This window comes from Blastococcus sp. HT6-30, from assembly GCF_039729015.1.
Taxonomy (GTDB): domain Bacteria; phylum Actinomycetota; class Actinomycetes; order Mycobacteriales; family Geodermatophilaceae; genus Blastococcus.
The window spans coordinates 538,316-555,480 of sequence record NZ_CP155792.1; the positions used below are offsets into that span (position 1 = coordinate 538,316).

17 protein-coding genes and 1 pseudogene are annotated in these 17,165 nt (G+C 74.4%); 6 read left to right on the forward strand and 12 right to left on the reverse strand.

All coding sequences use genetic code 11. The annotated features are described in order from the left end of the window. Positions 1–41 precede the first annotated feature (41 nt). Positions 42–1,727 carry a DNA repair helicase XPB gene (locus ABC795_RS02500; protein ID WP_347059288.1) on the reverse strand — a complete coding sequence of 562 codons (1,686 nt, stop codon included), beginning with the start codon at positions 1,725–1,727 and terminating at the stop codon, positions 42–44. A gap of 104 nt (positions 1,728–1,831) precedes the next feature. Here ABC795_RS02500 and ABC795_RS02505 point away from each other — a divergent pair, with 104 nt between their 5' ends. Continuing rightward, positions 1,832–2,332, forward strand: a complete 501-nt coding sequence (locus ABC795_RS02505) for a DUF1648 domain-containing protein (protein WP_347059289.1) — start codon at positions 1,832–1,834, stop codon at positions 2,330–2,332. 7 nt (positions 2,333–2,339) lie between these two features. On the opposite strand, the gene ABC795_RS02510 is transcribed toward ABC795_RS02505, so the two are convergent. Next, entirely contained in the window at positions 2,340–4,592 is a 2,253-nt protein-coding gene (locus tag ABC795_RS02510) for a helicase C-terminal domain-containing protein (protein WP_347059291.1), read from the reverse strand. 52 nt (positions 4,593–4,644) lie between these two features. Between ABC795_RS02510 and ABC795_RS02515 the strand changes: the two genes are divergently transcribed. From ABC795_RS02515 to ABC795_RS02525, 3 genes are all read left to right on the forward strand, one after another. Continuing rightward, a complete protein-coding gene (locus ABC795_RS02515) occupies positions 4,645–5,169 on the forward strand; it encodes a hypothetical protein (RefSeq protein ID WP_347059292.1) in 525 nt (174 codons plus the stop codon). A gap of 114 nt (positions 5,170–5,283) precedes the next feature. After that, entirely contained in the window at positions 5,284–5,514 is a 231-nt protein-coding gene (locus tag ABC795_RS02520) for a hypothetical protein (RefSeq protein WP_269191625.1), read from the forward strand. 7 nt (positions 5,515–5,521) lie between these two features. Further along, entirely contained in the window at positions 5,522–7,177 is a 1,656-nt protein-coding gene (locus tag ABC795_RS02525; protein WP_347059294.1) for an AMP-binding protein, read from the forward strand. On the opposite strand, the gene ABC795_RS02530 is transcribed toward ABC795_RS02525, so the two are convergent. Both ABC795_RS02530 and ABC795_RS02535 read right to left on the reverse strand, forming a co-directional pair. Continuing rightward, positions 7,174–7,485 (reverse strand): hypothetical protein, encoded by a 312-nt coding sequence (locus tag ABC795_RS02530; RefSeq protein ID WP_347059295.1) that lies wholly within the window; start codon positions 7,483–7,485, stop codon positions 7,174–7,176. The genes ABC795_RS02525 and ABC795_RS02530 overlap by 4 nt on opposite strands. Positions 7,486–7,537: 52 nt before the next feature. Beyond that, positions 7,538–8,305, reverse strand: coding sequence for an endonuclease/exonuclease/phosphatase family protein (locus ABC795_RS02535; RefSeq protein WP_347059296.1), 768 nt, complete (start codon positions 8,303–8,305; stop codon positions 7,538–7,540). Positions 8,306–8,376: 71 nt separating this feature from the next. Between ABC795_RS02535 and ABC795_RS02540 the strand changes: the two genes are divergently transcribed. Then, positions 8,377–8,949, forward strand: coding sequence for a hypothetical protein (locus ABC795_RS02540; RefSeq protein ID WP_347059297.1), 573 nt, complete (start codon positions 8,377–8,379; stop codon positions 8,947–8,949). Between the two features lie 39 nt (positions 8,950–8,988). On the opposite strand, the gene ABC795_RS02545 is transcribed toward ABC795_RS02540, so the two are convergent. The 6 genes from ABC795_RS02545 to ABC795_RS02570 all read right to left on the reverse strand — a co-directional run bounded on the left by ABC795_RS02545 (position 8,989) and on the right by ABC795_RS02570 (position 14,561). After that, on the reverse strand, positions 8,989–9,453 hold the full coding sequence (locus tag ABC795_RS02545) for a hypothetical protein (protein ID WP_347059298.1): 465 nt from the start codon (positions 9,451–9,453) through the stop codon (positions 8,989–8,991). 154 nt (positions 9,454–9,607) lie between these two features. Beyond that, positions 9,608–10,066, reverse strand: a complete 459-nt coding sequence (locus ABC795_RS02550; protein ID WP_347059299.1) for a hypothetical protein — start codon at positions 10,064–10,066, stop codon at positions 9,608–9,610. Positions 10,067–10,181: 115 nt separating this feature from the next. Beyond that, positions 10,182–11,813 carry a 3'-5' exonuclease gene (locus ABC795_RS02555; RefSeq protein ID WP_347059301.1) on the reverse strand — a complete coding sequence of 544 codons (1,632 nt, stop codon included), beginning with the start codon at positions 11,811–11,813 and terminating at the stop codon, positions 10,182–10,184. Continuing rightward, the gene (locus ABC795_RS02560) at positions 11,810–13,564 is read right to left on the reverse strand and encodes a hypothetical protein (protein WP_347059303.1); all 1,755 of its coding nucleotides are present in this window, start codon (positions 13,562–13,564) and stop codon (positions 11,810–11,812) included. Before ABC795_RS02560 ends, ABC795_RS02555 begins: the two co-directional genes overlap by 4 nt. Positions 13,565–13,887: 323 nt before the next feature. Continuing rightward, positions 13,888–14,205 carry a DUF202 domain-containing protein gene (locus ABC795_RS02565; RefSeq protein ID WP_347059305.1) on the reverse strand — a complete coding sequence of 106 codons (318 nt, stop codon included), beginning with the start codon at positions 14,203–14,205 and terminating at the stop codon, positions 13,888–13,890. Beyond that, positions 14,202–14,561 (reverse strand): DUF202 domain-containing protein, encoded by a 360-nt coding sequence (locus ABC795_RS02570; RefSeq protein WP_347059308.1) that lies wholly within the window; start codon positions 14,559–14,561, stop codon positions 14,202–14,204. Before ABC795_RS02570 ends, ABC795_RS02565 begins: the two co-directional genes overlap by 4 nt. Before the next feature lie 158 nt (positions 14,562–14,719). Between ABC795_RS02570 and ABC795_RS02575 the strand changes: the two are divergent. Beyond that, positions 14,720–14,905 (forward strand): annotated as a pseudogene (locus tag ABC795_RS02575) (cold-shock protein); the annotation flags it as partial. Positions 14,906–15,128: 223 nt separating this feature from the next. On the opposite strand, the gene ABC795_RS02580 reads toward ABC795_RS02575, so the two are convergent. Continuing rightward, the gene (locus tag ABC795_RS02580) at positions 15,129–15,590 is read right to left on the reverse strand and encodes a DUF2771 family protein (protein WP_347059309.1); all 462 of its coding nucleotides are present in this window, start codon (positions 15,588–15,590) and stop codon (positions 15,129–15,131) included. Then, positions 15,587–17,116 carry an MFS transporter gene (locus tag ABC795_RS02585; protein ID WP_347059311.1) on the reverse strand — a complete coding sequence of 510 codons (1,530 nt, stop codon included), beginning with the start codon at positions 17,114–17,116 and terminating at the stop codon, positions 15,587–15,589. Before ABC795_RS02585 ends, ABC795_RS02580 begins: the two co-directional genes overlap by 4 nt. Between the last annotated feature and the right edge of the window lie 49 nt (positions 17,117–17,165).

Here is a 17,165-nt window from a genome sequence, read left to right on the forward strand (position 1 = left end):
CCGTCGATCACCTGCCGACCGGCATCCGGTGACGCGAGGGGTCAGTCCGCGGGCTCGTCCACCCAGTCGGGGCCGTTGACCTCGCCTGGGCCGGCCAGGTCGGCGGCGTCGACGATCGTGTAGGCGTAGCCCTGCTCGGCGAGGAAGCGCTGCCGGTGCGCGGCGTACTCGCTGTCGAGGGTGTCGCGGCTGACCACCGTGTAGAAGTGCGCCTGCCGGCCGTCGGCCTTCGGGCGCAGCACCCGGCCGAGCCGCTGGGCCTCCTCCTGCCGAGAGCCGAACGTCCCCGACACCTGCACCGCGACGGCGGCCTCGGGCAGGTCGATGGAGAAGTTGGCGACCTTGGAGACGACCAGGGTCTTGATCTCCCCGGTGCGGAACGCCTGGAAGAGCCGCTCCCGCTCCTTGTTCGTGGTCGAGCCCTGGATGACCGGGGCGTCGAGCGTGGTGCCGAGCTCCTCGAGCTGGTCGAGGTAGGCCCCGATGACGAGCTTCTGCTCTTCGGGGTGGCGCTCGAGCACCCGCCGGATCACCGGCAGCTTCGACTGCGCGGTGGCCGCGATCCGGTACCGCTCCTCGGGCTCGGCGACGGCGTAGGTCATCCGCTCCTCGTCGTCGAGCGAGACCCGCACCTCGATGCACTCGGCCGGCGCGATGTAGCCCTGCGCCTCGATGTCGCGCCACGGGGCGTCGTACCGCTTGGGGCCGATCAGCGAGAACACGTCGTCCTCACGCCCGTCCTCGCGCACCAGCGTCGCGGTCAGCCCCAGCCGGCGGCGGGACTGCAGGTCGGCGGTCAGCCGGAAGATCGGCGCCGGGAGGAGGTGCACCTCGTCGTAGACGATCAAGCCCCAGTCCTGGGCGTCGAACAGGTCCAGGTGCCGGTACTCGCCCTTCCGGCGGGTGGTGATCACCTGGTAGGTCGCGATGGTGACCGGCCGGATCTCCTTGCGCTCACCGGAGTACTCGCCGATCTCGTCCTCGGTCAGCGACGTGCGGGCGATCAGCTCGCGCTTCCACTGCCGCCCCGCGACGGTGTTGGTCACCAGGATCAGCGTGGTGGCCTTCGCCTCGGCCATCGCCGCGGCGCCGACCAGGGTCTTCCCCGCGCCGCAGGGCAGCACGACGACGCCCGAGCCACCGGCCCAGAAGCCCTCGACGGCTTCCTGCTGGTAGTCGCGCAGGTGCCAGTCGGCCTGGTCCAGCTCGATCGGGTGGGCCTGGCCGTCGACGTAGCCGGCCAGGTCCTCGGCCGGCCAGCCGACCTTCAGCAGGGCCTGCTTGAGCCGGCCGCGCTCCGACGGGTGGACGACGACGGAGTCGGAGTCGATCCGCGCGCCCAGCATCGGGGCGACCCGCTTGGAGCGGATGACCTCCTCCAGCACCGCGCGGTCGGTGGTCGTGAGCACCAGCCCGTGCACCGGGTTGTTGGCCAGCGTCAGCCGCCCGAACCGGTCCATCGTGTCGGCGACGTCGACCAGCAGCGCGTGCGGCACCGGGTAGCGGGAGTACCGCACCAGGGCGTCGACGACCTGCTCGGCGTCGTGCCCGGCCGCCCGGGCGTTCCACAGCGCGAGCGGCGTCACCCGGTAGGTGTGCACGTGCTCGGGTGAGCGCTCCAGCTCGGCGAACGGCGCGATCGCCGACCGGCAGTCACGGGCCAGCGGGTGGTCGACCTCGAGCAGCAGGGTCTTGTCCGACTGCACGATGAGCGGACCGTCGTTCACGCATCACTCTTTCCGTCGCGGGAGGTGCCGGGCGCGAGCCGCCGCACCGGACCATCCACCGTAACCCCGTGCGGCCCCGGGACCTTCCCGCCTAGGTTGCTCCCATGGGCCGCCCGCGCACGTGGTTCGCCGCCTGCGCGGTGCTCTACGCCGCCGTCTGGGCGTGGTCCTGGACCCGGCTGCCGGAGCGGGTGCCCACCCACTTCGGCGGCGGCGGCCAGCCCGACGACTGGAGCAGCCGGGCCGCCGCGCTGTGGTTCAGCGGGCTGCTCGGCCTCGGCATGGTCCTGCTCTTCGCCGGCCTGGTCCAGCTCGTACGGCGGGCTCCGGCGGCGATGGTGGACGCGCCACGCCCCGAGTACTGGAAGCGGCCGGAGAACCTCGGCCGGCTGCGGAAGATCGCCGTCGCGGATCTCTGGCTGCTCGGCGCCTGGACGCTGCTGCTGCTCACCGCCGTCGACTGGCTGGTCGTCCGGGCCGCGACGGCGGAGGACCCTGCTCTGGGCCCGTGGCCGCTGCTCCTGGTGGGCGGCTACCTCGTCGGCGTCCTGGGCCGGGTGGTGTGGATGGTCACCCGCCGTTATCCGGTGCCGGAGAACGGCTGACCCGGGCTCAGACCGTGTCGTCGGGCTCGACGAGGGCGACCGAGGTGATCCGGTGCACGGCGAACGTGCGGTTCTCCCCGCGCCGCTCGTCGTAGCCGGAGAGGAAGCCGCCGGCCAGCGACACCGGCTGCACCACCCGCTGGCTGCCGCTGCCCTGGGCGTCGACGTAGCCCAGCCACACGGGCACGCCCTCGCGGACCGCGCGGGACAGCAGTTCCAGCGTCGACGCCGTCGTCACGCCGGGCACCTGGCGCACCGCCTCGCCGCGGCGGGCGGCCAGCGCGGCGTCGCCCGCGCGGATCTCGCGGACCGTGGCGTCCAGGTCGTCGGCCGAGAGCGGGCGCGGCGCCGGATGCGACTCGCTGCCGGTCCGGCGGCCGGCGGCGCGGGGCCGGGCCGGCGGGCGGGTGAGGACGGCGCCGCCCGGGTTCTCGCCGGCCGGCGCGTAGCCCGCCTCGCGGAGCACCGTGAGCACCTCGTCAGCCCCCAGCCCGCTGACCAGCACGCCGGGTGCCAGCCGGCGCAGCTCGGCGGCGGCGGTGCGGCGGTCGTTGAGCACCTGGGAGAGCAGCCCGTGGTCGTCCGAGCGCACGTACGACTCGATCGCGCCCACCCGCAGCCGCCCGTGCTGGCGCGCGACGTCGTCGACCAGGTAGTCCAGGGCCTGGGGCACCGGCGTGCGTGACGCGCGGGCGAAGAAGTCGTGCAGGTCCGAGGCCGACCACCCGGCGTCGAGCGCGCGGCGGATCGAGGACTCCGAGACCCGGAACACCGTCGCACCGCCGGAGGACTCGACGTCGGCGACGACGGACAGGGTGTCGGCCAGCTCCGCGACCAGGGGACCGGGGGCGATCAGCGAGAGGTCGGGCTGGGCGAGCACGTGGTCGACCGGCTCGGGCAGCAGCCCCCGCATGCCGTCCGCGGCGCCGTCCTCGCCCGCCGCGAGCAGCCCGCGGCCGGCGCTGGTGAGCACCCCGGACACCAGGACGCCGAGCCGCGCGGCCTCGGTGAGCATGTCGGGCACCGGGGCGAGCCGGTCGGCCCGGCGCGGGGTGCGCCAGCGCAGCAGCGCGGTCAGGTCCTCCGGCGCCAGTCCGGAGCCCGGGGGCTGCTCGGCGAGCACGGTGAGCGCCGCGCGGCGGATCGCCGGTGCGGTGTGCCGCACCAGGTCGGGGGAGAGCGCGTTGGCCGCCTTGCCCGCGAGGTCGCGCACCCCGACCAGCGAGGGCAGCCGCACGCACTCCAGCCAGCCGGCGGCCAGCACGGCCCAGCGGTCGGCGAGGTCCTGCTCCCGCCACAGGTCGTAGGCTCGGGTGGGCAGCCACTCGTCGCGGTGCGGCCCGCCGACGTCGAGCAGCCCGCCGGCGTTCGCCAGCTCCAGCAGCCAGGCCGCCTCCGGCTCCGTCACGTGCAGCGCCCGCGCCAGGCGCTTCTGGTCGCGCACGCCCACGCCGCCGCTGCGCAGCAGCCCGGCGGGCTCCTCCTCGAGCAGCGCGAGCAGCTCGCCGATCCGGCCGACCGCCTCCAGCGCGGCGCCCGCGGCCCGGCGATCGAGCACCGCGCGGTCCTGGGTGACGAGGTCCGGCTCGGGCCGGTGCCGCGGCGGGCCGTAGGGCCGGTCGCCGCGCAGCAGCAGGCCGATCTCGCGGGGCAGCTCGACGTTCAGCGCGTCGATGCGGGCGAGCAGGCCCCGCTGCAGCAGCCGGCGGGCCGGCGTCGCCGAGCCGTTGGTGGGCGCGTCGGGGAGGTGGCCCACCGGCCGGTCGCCGGCCAGCTTCTCCAGGACGGCGCGCTCCTCGGGGGCGAGCTCGGCCACCGCGGCGGGGAGGTCGGCGGGCAGCTGCACGCGCAGGTCGAGCGCGCGGCGCCCCAGGCCGGCGGGGTGCCGGACGGCGCGGCGCACCGGGTCGGGGGCGTGCAGCAGGTCGTCGCCCCACAGCAGCGCCCGGGTGGTGAGGACCTCGACCGCGCCGGTGAGGACGTCGTCGGCCACCTCGGGCAGCGCGGCGATCAGCTCGTCAGGGGCCATGCCGTCGGTGGGTGCGAGCAGGACCACGTCGAGCACCTGCAGGGTGGTGGCGTCCAGCTCGTCGAGCGCGCGGTCGACCGACACCGGCACCGCCAGGCGGCTGGCCAGCGCCACGACGTCGGAGGGGGCGGGGCGGGCGACGTCGGGCCGGGCCACCAGCAACGCGCGCAGCTGCTCGTCGCTGCGGGTGCGCAGCCAGGCAGCGAGCGTCGCAGGGGCTTCCGTGGACATCCGGTCCACGCTACGTCGCCGACCGCGCCGGTGCTGCTGCCAGCATGGGTGCATGCACCCGGCGAGTGACGATCCGCAGACCAGGACGGCCCTCGCCGCGTACCAGGTGGGTGCCCTGCGCTGGCTCGGGGGCGGCGTGATCGCCATCGTCCTGGGGGCCCTGCTCGGTGCCGCCGCGGTGTCGGCCGCCGGTGAGGGCGGTGGGCGCATCCCCGGGGCCGGGCTCGCCGTCATCGCCCTGGTGGCAGGCGGGCTGGCCGCCGTGGTCGCGGGGGCCGGCGCGCTGCTGCGCACCCGCCGCTGGGCGCGGGCCCTCGCGGGCGCTCCCTGGCGCACCGGGACGCTGCGGATCGCCGGCCCCGCGCTGCTGGCGTTCGAGCCGGCGGGCTACGACGAGCTGAGCGGCGAGCCGGTGCGGCTGCGGCTGCTCAGCACCGCCGTCTGGCGCACCCGGGCGGTGCAGGCCCTCGACGGCGGCACCGTGCAGGCCGCGCCGGTCGGCGGCGGCCGGTGGGTGCTCACCGCCGATGGCGCGGGCACCGTCTACGGCGCGCGCGAGGTGGCCCGGCCGCGCTGAGCGCGACACCGGCCACCCCTGCCGGGGCGGGCGTGCGCCTCCCGGGCGGGATCGGCCAAGATGAGGAGGGACGGTGCACCGTGCGGTGCACCCGGTACCGCACACGGAGGCGTCATGGCCAAGCGCAACGAGAAGCACGCGCACCTCGTGGAACCCACCTGGGGCGAGTCCGAGGACGGCGGCCCGCCGCTGACCGAGCTCTCGGCCTCGGTCGCCGGAGGGCTGTCGCCGTTCGGGCAGGACCACGACTTCCCGCTCCCGGCCGACCGGCTGCGCTACGCCCACCCGACGGACAAGCCGAACCGGGCCGGCGTGCAGACCCCCGAGGGTCGGCGCCGGCGGTGAGCGAGCGATGACCGCACCCGCGCTGCCGTCCTACAGCAGCGGAGCCTCGACCATCCCCCTGCTCGGGGACACCATCGGGGCGAACCTCGATCGGACGGCGGCGCGGGTGGGCGACCACGAGGCGCTCGTCGAGTGCGCCTCCGGTCGCCGCTGGACCTATCCACAGCTGGTCGACGACGTCGACGCCTGCGCACTCGGCCTGGACGCCCTCGGCGTCCGGAAGGGCGATCGGGTGGGCATCTGGGCCCCCAACTGCGCCGAGTGGGTCTTCGTCCAGTACGCGACGGCCAAGCTCGGCGCGATCCTGGTCAACATCAACCCGGCCTACCGCACCCACGAGCTCGGCTACGTGCTGAAGCAGGCCGGCATCTCCGTGCTGGTGAGCGCGCCGGAGTTCAGGACCAGCGACTACCGCGCCATGGTCGGCGAGGTCCGCGGTGAGTGCCCCGCCCTGCGCGAGGTCGTCTTCCTCGGCTCGCCGGAGTGGGCGCGGCTCGTGGCGACCGGCCGGGCGGGTGACCGCGGGCTCCTCGCCCAGCGGGAGACGGAGCTCTCCGCCGACGACGCGATCAACATCCAGTACACCTCGGGGACGACGGGCTTCCCGAAAGGCGCCACGCTCACCCACCACAACCTGCTCAACAACGGCTTCTTCGTGGGCGAGGGCTGCGGCTACACCGAGGCCGACCGCGTCTGCATCCCGGTGCCCTACTACCACTGCTTCGGCATGGGCATGGGCAACCTCGGCGCCACCTCGCACGGCGCGACGATGGTCATCCCGGCGCCCGGCTTCGACCCCGCGCTGACGCTGCAGGCCGTCCAGGACGAGCGGTGCACCTCGCTGTACGGCGTCCCCACGATGTTCATCGCCGAGCTCGGCCTGCCCGACTTCGCCGACTACGACCTCTCCAGCCTGCGCACCGGCATCATGGCCGGCTCGCCGTGCCCGGTGGAGGTGATGAGGCGGGTGGTCAGCGAGATGGGCATGACCGAGGTGACCATCTGCTACGGGATGACCGAGACCTCACCGGTGTCCACCCAGACCGGCGCCGACGACGACCTGGAGCGCCGCACCGCGACGGTCGGGCGGGTGCACCCGCACCTGGAGGTGAAGGTCGTCGACCCGGCGACGGGGCTGACCGTGCCGCGCGGGACGCCGGGGGAGTTCTGCACCCGCGGGTACTCGGTGATGCTCGGCTACTGGAACGAGCCGGAGAAGACCGCCGAGGTCGTCGACCGCGCCCGCTGGATGCACACCGGCGACCTCGCCGTCATGGACGACGCCGGCTACCTGAACATCGTCGGCCGGATCAAGGACATGGTCATCCGCGGCGGGGAGAACGTCTACCCGCGGGAGATCGAGGAGTTCCTCCACACCCACCCCGACGTCGTCGACGCGCAGGTGATCGGCGTCCCCGACGAACGCTACGGCGAGGAGCTCATGGCCTGGGTCCGGCTGCGCGAGGGAGCCGAGCCGCTCACCGCCGAGGCGCTGCGGGAGTTCTGCGCCGGCAGGCTGGCGCACTACAAGGTGCCGCGGTACGTGAAGGTCGTCGACGACTTCCCGATGACGGTCACCGGCAAGATCCGCAAGGTGGAGATGCGCCAGGTGTCGGTCGAGGAGCTGGGGCTGCAGGGGGCGGCGGCGATCCGGAACGCTTAGGCGTTCACCTTCGACGACGACGGCGCGAGCCGGACGATCAGCGTGGAGATCAGGCTGCCCGCGACGACCCAGATCACCGCGGCCAGGGCGGCGTTGACCGCCTCGGCGATCCTCGGGTCCGACGGGGTGAACAGGTCCTCGGTGAACCAGCCGAACGAGTTCCGCCAGCCGGCGGCGAACTCGACCAGCGGGTTCGCCGGGTTCGCCTGGAACAGCACGAACACCGCGTGCACCACGAGGACCGCGGCGATGACCGCGAACACCACGCGCACGATGCTGGCGACGAGCGACAGGATCCGGGCGGCCATGCGGATCATGATCCCACCCGGTGACGACGCTCCGCGACCGGGCGTCCGCAGGTCAGCCCGCCTCGACGGGCACCACGAGCGCCCGGTGGTCCGACAGCGGCAGGCGGACCGCCTCGGCCGGGCCGCTCGCGCGGAGGGCCCCGCGCACCAGCACGTGGTCCAGCTGCCGGGTCGGCCGGGGCGCCGGGAAGGTGTCGGCCGTGGCGATCGGCGTCAGCCTGCTGTTCCGGGCGGCGGCGCGCTGCTGCATGTTCAGGTCGCCCATCAGCACCAGCGGCTCCCGCGTGCCCTCGAGCGAGCGCACCAGGGTGCGCAGCTGCCGGCCGTTCCAGCGCGGGATGAACGACAGGTGGGTGTTGCAGACGGTGAACTGGCCGAACGGGCCGTCCAGCACGGCGGCCACGGCCACCCGCGGCTCGTCGCGGGCCAGGAACGGCCGGCGGGAGTCCGGCGACCACAGCGGCACGCTGACCTGCAACGGGGCCAGCCGGACCACCCGCCAGGAGACGACGGGGTGACGCGACAGCAGGGAGACGCCGTAACTGGCCGATCCGGGCTGCTCGTCACCGGTGGCGGCCATCCAGGTGCCACCGGGCGTTCCGGAGAGGGCGGCGACGAACTGCGAGTCCACCGCGCCCATCGCCTCGGCCGCGACGGCGGTGAGGTCGGCGCCGAGCGACCGCGGCTGGTCGCGATCGACCTCCTGCAGGCCGAGGACGTCGGCGTCCAGCGCCTTCACCGCCGCGGCGAGCCGGTCGACGTCGACCCGGCCGTCGTCGAGGGAGCGTCCGTGCAGGAGGTTGAAGGTCGCGATGCGCACGGGACCTCCATAGCCGCGCAGTGGCCCGATACACCGTGCACATCCCGCCCGATGCGGGTAGCAGCACCGTCGTGCCGCATCCTGAGGAGCTCCGTGAGGACGTCCGCGACCTGCTCAAGCGCACGGGCGTCGCGCTCAAGCAGGCCGGGGTCCCGTTCGCGCTGTGCGGCGGCTACGCCGCGTGGATGCGGGGCGCGCCCGAGCCCGACCACGACGCGGACTTCCTCGTTCCGGCAGCCGAGGCCGAACGGGCCGCCAAGGCGCTGGCCGACGCCGGCCTGGAGGTGACCGACCCGGCCGAGGACTGGCTGCTCAAGGTGGTGCGCGGCGACGTCTTCGTCGACGTCCTGTGGCGCACCTGCGGCCGGCCCGTCGAGGCCGACCTGATCGAGCGGGCCGACCTCATGCCGGTGCTCTCGGTGGAGATGCCGGTCCTCGCCGCCACGGACATCCTGGCCGGCAAGCTCATGGCGCTCGACGAGCACTACTGCGACTTCGCCCGGCTGCTGCCGGTGGCCCGGGCGATGCGCGAGCAGGTCGACTGGCCGCTGGTGGCCTGCGAGGTGGCCGGCAACGACTTCGCCGTCGTCTTCCTGGCCCTGCTGGACCGGCTGGGCATCGTTCCCGACGTCGTCCCCCGATGACCTCCGCGGCCGCGTGGGTGGCGGCCCCCTCGGTCCGGTCTACCGCACCGGGTCCAGGACGCGGTCGAACACCGCACCGGTCGCCTGCGCCTGCACGTACTTGTCCACGACGTCGACCACCAGGTCCCTCGCCGACCACCGCAGCGGGTGGTACAGACCCAGGGCGGTGTTCAGCGCCACGTCCCCGGCGTACACGACGGCGAACACGGCGTTGACCGCTCGCTGGCCCCGCAGCGCCCGGGCGGCGGCGACGCCGTAGGCCGCCCCCCACACGGCCCCGAGCGCGACGTGGGTGAACCGGTTCAGCCGTCGGCGACCCTCGGGCGACCGCGGGCGCACGGGGGTCACCTCCTCGGCGAGCTGGGCCGGGGCGTAGCTGTCGCCGCGCCCGGTGAGGGGCATCTCCACGAGCCGCTGGAACCCCGTCATGACGACGGTTCCGGCCAGCCCGGCGACGACGCCCCGCACGATCAGGTCTCCGGTCGGTAACTGCTGCTTCCGCATGGGAGTCGGCGTACCCCGGCCGTCCAACCCGACACGGGTGGGACCGGACTCAGCCCGGGATGAGTTCGGCAGCAAGATGAGTTGGTGGGTATAAATCGCGGACGGTGAAATGCCCAACGGCGTCCCGCGTTGGGGCCCTTCCGGACCGCCGTCTCTACACGAGGTCGACGAAGGTGTCCTCGCCTGGTCGCCAGACGTCCCACTCCTTCGTCTCGAAGAAGTGCAGGAGCGCAATCTCCGGGCCCGGCAACTCGTCCAAAGTCGGCCGAATCTCGAGAATCCGGTCGTCGAAGTGGAGTTGCATGCCGCTCGACGGGTCGTCCCGAACAAGGGTCACCGTGGCTCCGATGCACTCGCAAAGCGCATCCCGGTAGCCGGGCGCTCCGAACGTCAATGAGTGGGTGGCAGTCACGGCCTTCGGCCACACCAGACAGTCCAGCCTGGGGCTGTCGATGAGATGGCCGTCTTCCCCGGTCTCCTCGAAAGTGAGTTCGAGGAAATCGTGGATAAAGGTCACCGAGATCAGTTTCGCGCCCAGCAGGCGATGTAGCAGCGACTGCCGAGGCGACGGACCGCTACCTGAATCGGGCCGGTCTTGCCGGTTCCACTTCACGCACCCATCCTGGCCGAGCCATCCGCCGGCAGTCGGGAAGCTGGCCGAAGGTCGCCGTGAAGCCGCTGTCAGAGCTGGCTTCGGACAGGGCCAGACCAGGCCGTTGGCCGGACGTTCAGTGGTCGATCGCGAACCGGCCCGGACGGGTCCGCTCGGGGTGCCCAGGATGGTGGCGGCGGACCGGAATGGGGTTGCCGTTGCGGTCCGCCTTGCCGCTCGGACGGAACTGTCGGCGGGCGAGCTGGCCGGCGATGCGGTTGCGGACCTCACGTAGTTCGGTCCAGCCGTCGTCGGTGCTGTCGCCGCGGTGCAGGAGGGCTTCGTCGCAGATGTTCCGCGCCTCGGTGAGGCGCTCGGTGCTGGCGGCGGTGGCCACGCGGCGGGCGTGGGCGGCGACCAGGCGGGGGTCGCGGCCCCCGGCTGCCCAGGCGTAGCGGCCGACGAGTTCGGCCCGGTTGGGCTGCCCGGTGGTCATCCAGTGCTGGTGGACCAGCCAGGCGGCGTGATCGGCCAGCACGGACATCTTCTTGTCCCGCCAGGTGGTGAACACGCCGCGGCCGGTGTCCACGCCGCTGGTGTGCAGGAAGGAGCGGGCCGACTGGCCGCCGTCGAGACGGCCGAGGGCGGCAGCGGCGACCGGCTGGTGCCAGGTGTCCAGCGGGCAGGGCCGCCGCTCGCGGCAGGCCGGGCACCGGTCGTCGTCCGGGCAGGAGCCGACGGCGGTCAGCTTCGGACGCCACTTCGTGAACCAGCGCAGCGCGGTCGACCGGTTGGGCAGCGCGGCCAGCAGCGGATGCAGCGCGCCGAGCACGGTGGCGGCACCCGCGGCGTCGGTGGCGAGCGCGGTGGCAAGGGCCGGTTCCAGAGTGGTGAGCAGCTCGTCGGGCGGCAGGCCGGCCGTGGCGACCCGGTCGTCGAGGTAGGGACAGCGCAGCCGGGCACACTCGGCGACCTGGTCCAGCCACGCGGCGAGGTCGTCGCGCTTGGGGCGCGCCGGCAGCAGCTGGGCGTGCCCGGCGGTGTGTTCCTCGGGCAGGTCGAGGGCCGGGGTGTCGTCGGGCTGGCGGTCCCGGCGGCGGGACTTGCCGGCGGCCTTGATGGCGCCGGTGCGGGACTTGCGCCCTGCCATCGCGGTGGTGAGCAGTTCGTCGAGGTCGTGGGCACCGGCCGCGGCGGCGCGACGTAGCAGGGCGAGGGCGGCGCGGGCGGTGGCGTCGGCGTCGCCGTGCGCGGTGTGCGGGGCGGTGTTCACCAGGTCCAGGGCGTCGAGCAGCTCGGCCAGGGAACCGACGCGCAGCCCGACGTGCCGGGCCAGGGCGCCGGTGTCGAGCACGGCCACGTCGGGCAGCTGCGCCCCGGCACGGGCGAACTCGAGCTGGAGCCGGGACACGTCGAAGGGGGCGTTGTGCGCGACGAGCACCAGCCGCTCACCGTCGGTCGGGGTGAGGACGGCGGTCAGCTCGGCGACGGCCTCGCCGAAGGGCCGCTCGTGGGCGAGGTCGGCGTCGGTGAGCCCGTGCACGGCCTGGCTGTCGGCGTCCACCGGCACGCCGGGCTGGAACCGTCGCGACCAGGTGCCGACCAGGCGGCGCTGGCGGTAGGTCAGAACGGCCAGGTCGATGATGTGGTCGCCGTCGGTGCCGTTGCAGGTCTCGACGTCGAGCACGGCCAGCCGCAGGGCGCCCCACAGCGCGGTGAGCGCGACCTCGACGTCCGCGCCGTGCCCGGCGTGGGTGTCGGCGTTCACGCCAGCCCCCGGCTCTCGGCGAGGTCGAGGATGAGCAGGGCGTCGCGGAGCGAGGAGTAGCGGCCGTCCTCCGGCCGCGGATCGGCGATGGCGCGCAGCGGCGTGGTCCACCCGGCGGTGCCGGTCCGCTGCCCGACCGCCCGGGTGGCGTCCTCGCGCAGCAGCGCCACGACGTGGCCGATGTCGTCGAACGCGCCGTGCTCACGGGCGACGACGAGGTCGAACAGCCGGTTCGTGCGCTCGATGTTGCCGAACGCGGTGCGACGCAGCGCCAGCAGCGGCTCGACCCGCTTGGCCATCACCTTTTCCAGCCCGCCGGTGCTGACCGGCACCTCCGGGTGCAGGCGCAGCCGCGGGATGGCCGCGGCGAACGGCTCCTCGTAGTTGTTCCGCCGCCGGCGCACCTTGTCCAGCGGCAGCCCGAGGCGGACACAGCGCGCTTCGAGCTCATCCCACCAGCGGGACCACGCGGCGAGGTCGGTGAGCGCCTCGGCACGGCTGAGCGTGGCCAGGTGCTCGGCCAGCTCCGGCCGCAGCGCGTTGCCGGTGGGTCCCTTCACGAACGCGCCGCGGGTGTCGGCCAGGCCGGTGCGCACCGCCCGGCCGACGTGCCACAGCGACGGAACGAACGTGGTTCGGCTCGGGTCGTAGTGGCTTTCCACCGCCCGGGCGATGCCGGTGCCCGCGTCGGCGACGACGAAGTCCGGCGTGTAGCCCAGCTCGTCGAACAGCAGCCGCCAGGCCGGGGCGTTGCTCTTGGGCATCGCCCGCACCAGGCGCAGCGGCAGCGAGCGGTCCGGTCGGGTCATCGGGTCCGGCGGCGGGGCTCCCCACCCCACCTCGCCCGCGACCAGCAGGAAGAACCCGTCGTCGCGGCGGGCAACACCGCCGGTGGCCCGGTTGCGGCCGTAGACCGGGATGTCGTCGAGCAGCAGCACCTGCGGCCGGTCCAGCGGCGTCCCGGCGGCACGCTGCGGATCGAGCCGGGCGGTCTCGGCGGCGGCCTGGGCGCGCAGCCGCCGCTCCACGTCCTCGAAGACCACGGGAGCGAACGCCTCGCACCAGTCGGCGGCTACGTGCCAGACGTTGGTGCTGTCCGCGGTCCGCCGGTTCTTCACCTTCGCCTTCGGCTCCCCGCCATCGGCGGCAGGCTCATCGGTGGTGGCGCTCGGCGCGGCGGTGGTGGTCGGCTTGTTCGCCCGGCTCTTGCGCGGCCGACGCCCCTTGACCCGCACCCGGGCCGGGCGGCGCAACGGCCGCGGCGCGGTCTGCGACGGAGCCGGTGCCGCAGCCTCCGTGGCCGCGGCGGCAGCCGCCGCCTCCGCCTCCACCCACCGAGCGGCGTCGGGCTCGCTCATCCCGTCGGCGACCAACTCGGCGAACCGGTCCGCGTCGGCCTGCGCCATCCGCAGCGCCCAGCGCGACACGTCGGCGTAGGACCCGCCCAGGGACAGTTCCAGCAGCCCACGGGCCACGATGCGGGTCGGCCAGGTGTGCCGGCGGGCGACCGCAGTCTCTCCGTGATGGTGCCCGCGCAGCTCCTCGCACTCCGCGCAGCCGCCCTCGGCCGGATGGACGTGCGCACGCGGCAGCGGCGGGGTGAACACGTGCTTGACCAGCCTGGGTCGGCCGCGCTCGTCGAGCACCGGCTGCCCATTCTCGTCCAGCTCCTTGCGCCTGCACTGATAGCGCTGCCGCGGCTGTGGCGTGCTCCGGGCGTAGCGGCCGAATCGGATGACCGAATGGTCCACATTCGCGTGCTGCGCGCATTCCGGCGGCTTGGTCCGCGGCCGGGGGTCGCGCACCGGCTCCGCCCTATCGACGGCGACGGAGAACTTGTGCCGGTCCCCGCCCTGCGGTGAGCAGCGGTAGCGCCGCCGGACCCCGGTCGTCGTGGTCAGCAGGCCAACTGACGCAACCAGCGAACCGGGGTGTTGGGGGCACACCTGAACCGGCGCCGTCTTCGGTCGCCCACGCGTTGCCGCCAACTCCACCCCCGGAAAGTGCTTTCACGGGGGAAATCGGCATTCGAATGGACTTCCTTTATACCCACCAACTCATCTTGCTGCCGAACTCAGCCCGGGACGAGCACGGCGACGGCGGCGGCGAGCGCGGTGAGCACCACCACGCCGGTCGCCGCCAGTGCCGGCACCGACGTGGTCACCGCCCGGCCGCCGGCCACCCGGTCCTGCACCTGCCGGTAACGCGCCGGGGCCAGGCCGCCCAGCACCCCCAGGCCCAGCAGCGCGGCCACCCCGGCCACGACGAGCAGGGCCGGGTGCCCGACCTCGAGCGCGCGGTGGCCGAGCAGCGCGGCGACGGCCAGCACGCCCAGGCCGGTGCGCTGCCAGGCCAGCGCGGTGCGCTCGGGCTGGGTCTCCACCGGCGTCACCCGCGCATCACCTCGACGCCGACCAGCACGCCGACCACGACCACGACCGCGGCCACCGCGGCAGCGATCGCGGGCACGGCGTAGCTCGACGGGAGCGCCCGCCCCGCGGCGATCGCCGCCTCGTTGCCCCGCCACCGGCGGTAGCCGGCCAGCGCGGTTCCCAGCCCGATCAGCACGAGGGCCAGGGCCACGGCGGCGCTGCCCCAGCGCACGCCCAGGTCGGGGGCGTAGGTGGCGACGGCGACCCCGCCGGCGACCAGGGCCAGCCCGGTCCGCAGCCAGGCCAGCAGCGTGCGCTCGTTGGCGAGGGTGAACCGGTAGTCGGGATGGTCGGGGCCGTCGGCGCGCTCGGGCACCGGCCCAGGGTAGGGACGGCGGCGCGCGTCCGCCGCAATCGGCAGGTCGGGGGTGCGTCGCGGCGGCTAACCTGTGCAGCGGGTGGAGCGTGCCGCCCGTCCTCGTCGTCCGACCGGCCCGCGGGCCCCGCCATACCGAGAACTGAGGGGAATCCACCGTGCCCACCGGCAGAGTGAAGTGGTTCAACGCGGAGAAGGGGTTCGGGTTCCTGTCCCGCGAGGACGGTCCCGACGTCTTCGTGCACAAGGACGCGCTCCCCGCGGGTACCGACCTCAAGCCCGGTCAACGCGTGGAGTTCGGCATCGTTGCCGGCCGCCGCGGTGACCAGGCGCTGCAGGTGCGGCTGCTGGACCCGCTCCCATCGGTCGCCGCCACCGTGGCCGCGAAGAGCCGCAAGAAGCCCGACGAGCTGGTGCCGATCATCGAGGATCTGATCAAGCTCCTCGACGACGTGTCCGAGGGCCTGCGCCACGGCCGCCACCCCGAGCGCGGGCACGCCCGCAAGGTCGCCTCGGTGCTGCGCGCGGTCGCCGGCGACCTGGAGGGCTGAGTCCCGCGGGGGACGTTCAGCCGGTCAGGTCGCCCCCGGCACGCAGGAAGCCGATCGGCCAGGCGCCGGTGAACTCGCCGCAGTCGCCACCCTTGTCCTCGACGACGACGAGGTAGAACGCGGGGGGGACGACGTCGGAGGAGCTGATCTCCGCGAACGTCTCCGTGCCCGCCGGGACGTCGACCTCGCCGATCACCTCCTGCAGCGACTCGTCGAACACCTGCACCTGCCAGCCGCGCTCGGCGATCGGCTCGGGGACGGTCAGCGAGATGGCGGTGCCGGGGGAGACCTCGACCACCGGGGGCGTGGTCGCGTAGCGCTGCCCCTCGCCGTCCAGGCAGTACTGGGTCGGCCGGGCGGTCACGTCCTGGCTCCCGGCCTGCACCCGGACGTCGCCGGGGGTGTCGGGCTCGCTCGCGCAGGCGGCCAGGGAGCCGGCGGCGCAGAGGGCGAGCAGGGACGCGGTCGGCCTTCTCACGTCCACGACGGTCCCACCGGCGTCGTCGGCGCGTCCGGGGACCCCGTCGCCGCCAGCGGCGTGCGGCTGCGGTAGAGGGTCCACAGGACCAGCCCGACGGCGAGCGCGAGCAGCGCCGCGGCGACGGTGAACCCGATCCAGCCGGTGGGCGGCAGCGCGATGCCCAGCGCCCCGCCGACGACCCAGGACAGCTGCAGCATCGTCTCCGACCGGGCGAAGGCCGAGGCCCGCAGGCTCTCGGGCACCTCGCGCTGGATGATCGCGTCCAGGGACACCTTGCCCAGCGCGTTCGCGACGGCGGACACGGCGGCCACCACCACCGCCATGCCGAAGCCGTAGAACACCGCGGCGAGGACGGTGACCACCGTCGCGCCCGAGGCCGCCCACAGCACCAGCCGGTCGGGTGCGGCGGTGTGCAGCCGGGAGCCGACCGCCGTTCCGGTGAAGCTGCCGGCACCGGCCGCGACCGCGAGGGCCCCCAGGGCGAGGGTCGCCTCCCAGCCGTCGGCGAAGGTCGCCTGCACCAGGAACGCCATGAAGATCGTGAGGAACCCACCCAGCCCGCGGAGGGCCGCGTTGGCCCGGAGCGCGAGCACCACGTGCGGGGTGACCCGGCGCCGTCGGCCGGGCAGCGGGATCTCCGTGGTGGTGAGCACGTCGGCCGGCTCCTCCCCGGTGGGGACGTCGACGTGCGGGGGCAGCCGGACGGCGAGCACCGCGCCGGTCAGGAACACCGCGGCCGTCGCCCACAGCTCCCAGTCGAAGCCGACGAGCGCGGCGACCCCGGCGGCGAGCCCGCCGGCGACCCCGGCGGTCGCCAGGCCGAACACCGACAGCCGGGCGTTCGCCGAGGTCAGCGACATGGCGACGGGCAGCACGCGGGGCACCACGGCGGCCCGCAGCACGTTGTGCGCCTTGGAGAGCACCAGCACCCCGAGCGCCGCCGGGTACAGCCAGAGGTCGTCGAAGTGGGCGGCCATCACCAGCGCCAGCACCGCACGGCCGCCCAGCGAGACGCCCATGGCCCACCGCCGGCCGCGCTGCAGCCGGTCCAGCGCCGGCCCGACGACCGGGGCGAGGAGGGCGAACGGGGCCATCGTCACCAGCAGGTAGAGCGCGACGTTGCCGCGCTGGGCGTCGGTCGTGGCGGCGAAGAAGAGCGTTCCGGCGAGCGAGACGGCGATCATCGCGTCCCCGGCCATGTGCAGGGCGTTGACCCACAGCAGGTGCGTCAGGCCGCTCTCGCCGGCGCCGTCGGCGCGGCTGGCCGTCCGCACCTTCCGCGCCGCGGCGACGGTGAGCTCACGGCTGCGTGCGGCGGCGACGCGGGTGACCGTGAGCTTGGCCGGTCCGGCCGCCGCCGGGCCCGGTGGCGGGGTCGCCGACGGAAGCGGCCGGGTCTGCGCCCGCGCGACGTCGAGGGGTGCCGTGCCGACCCGGTCCGGGTCGGCGGGCACCGACCGGCGGGACAGCCGCGACCGCCGGGGAGCGCCGGGCGGACGACGGGAGGCGGACACGATCGCCATGGTGCCGCACCGACCCGGGAGTCCGGTCGGAGCCGGACGCGGGGTCGTC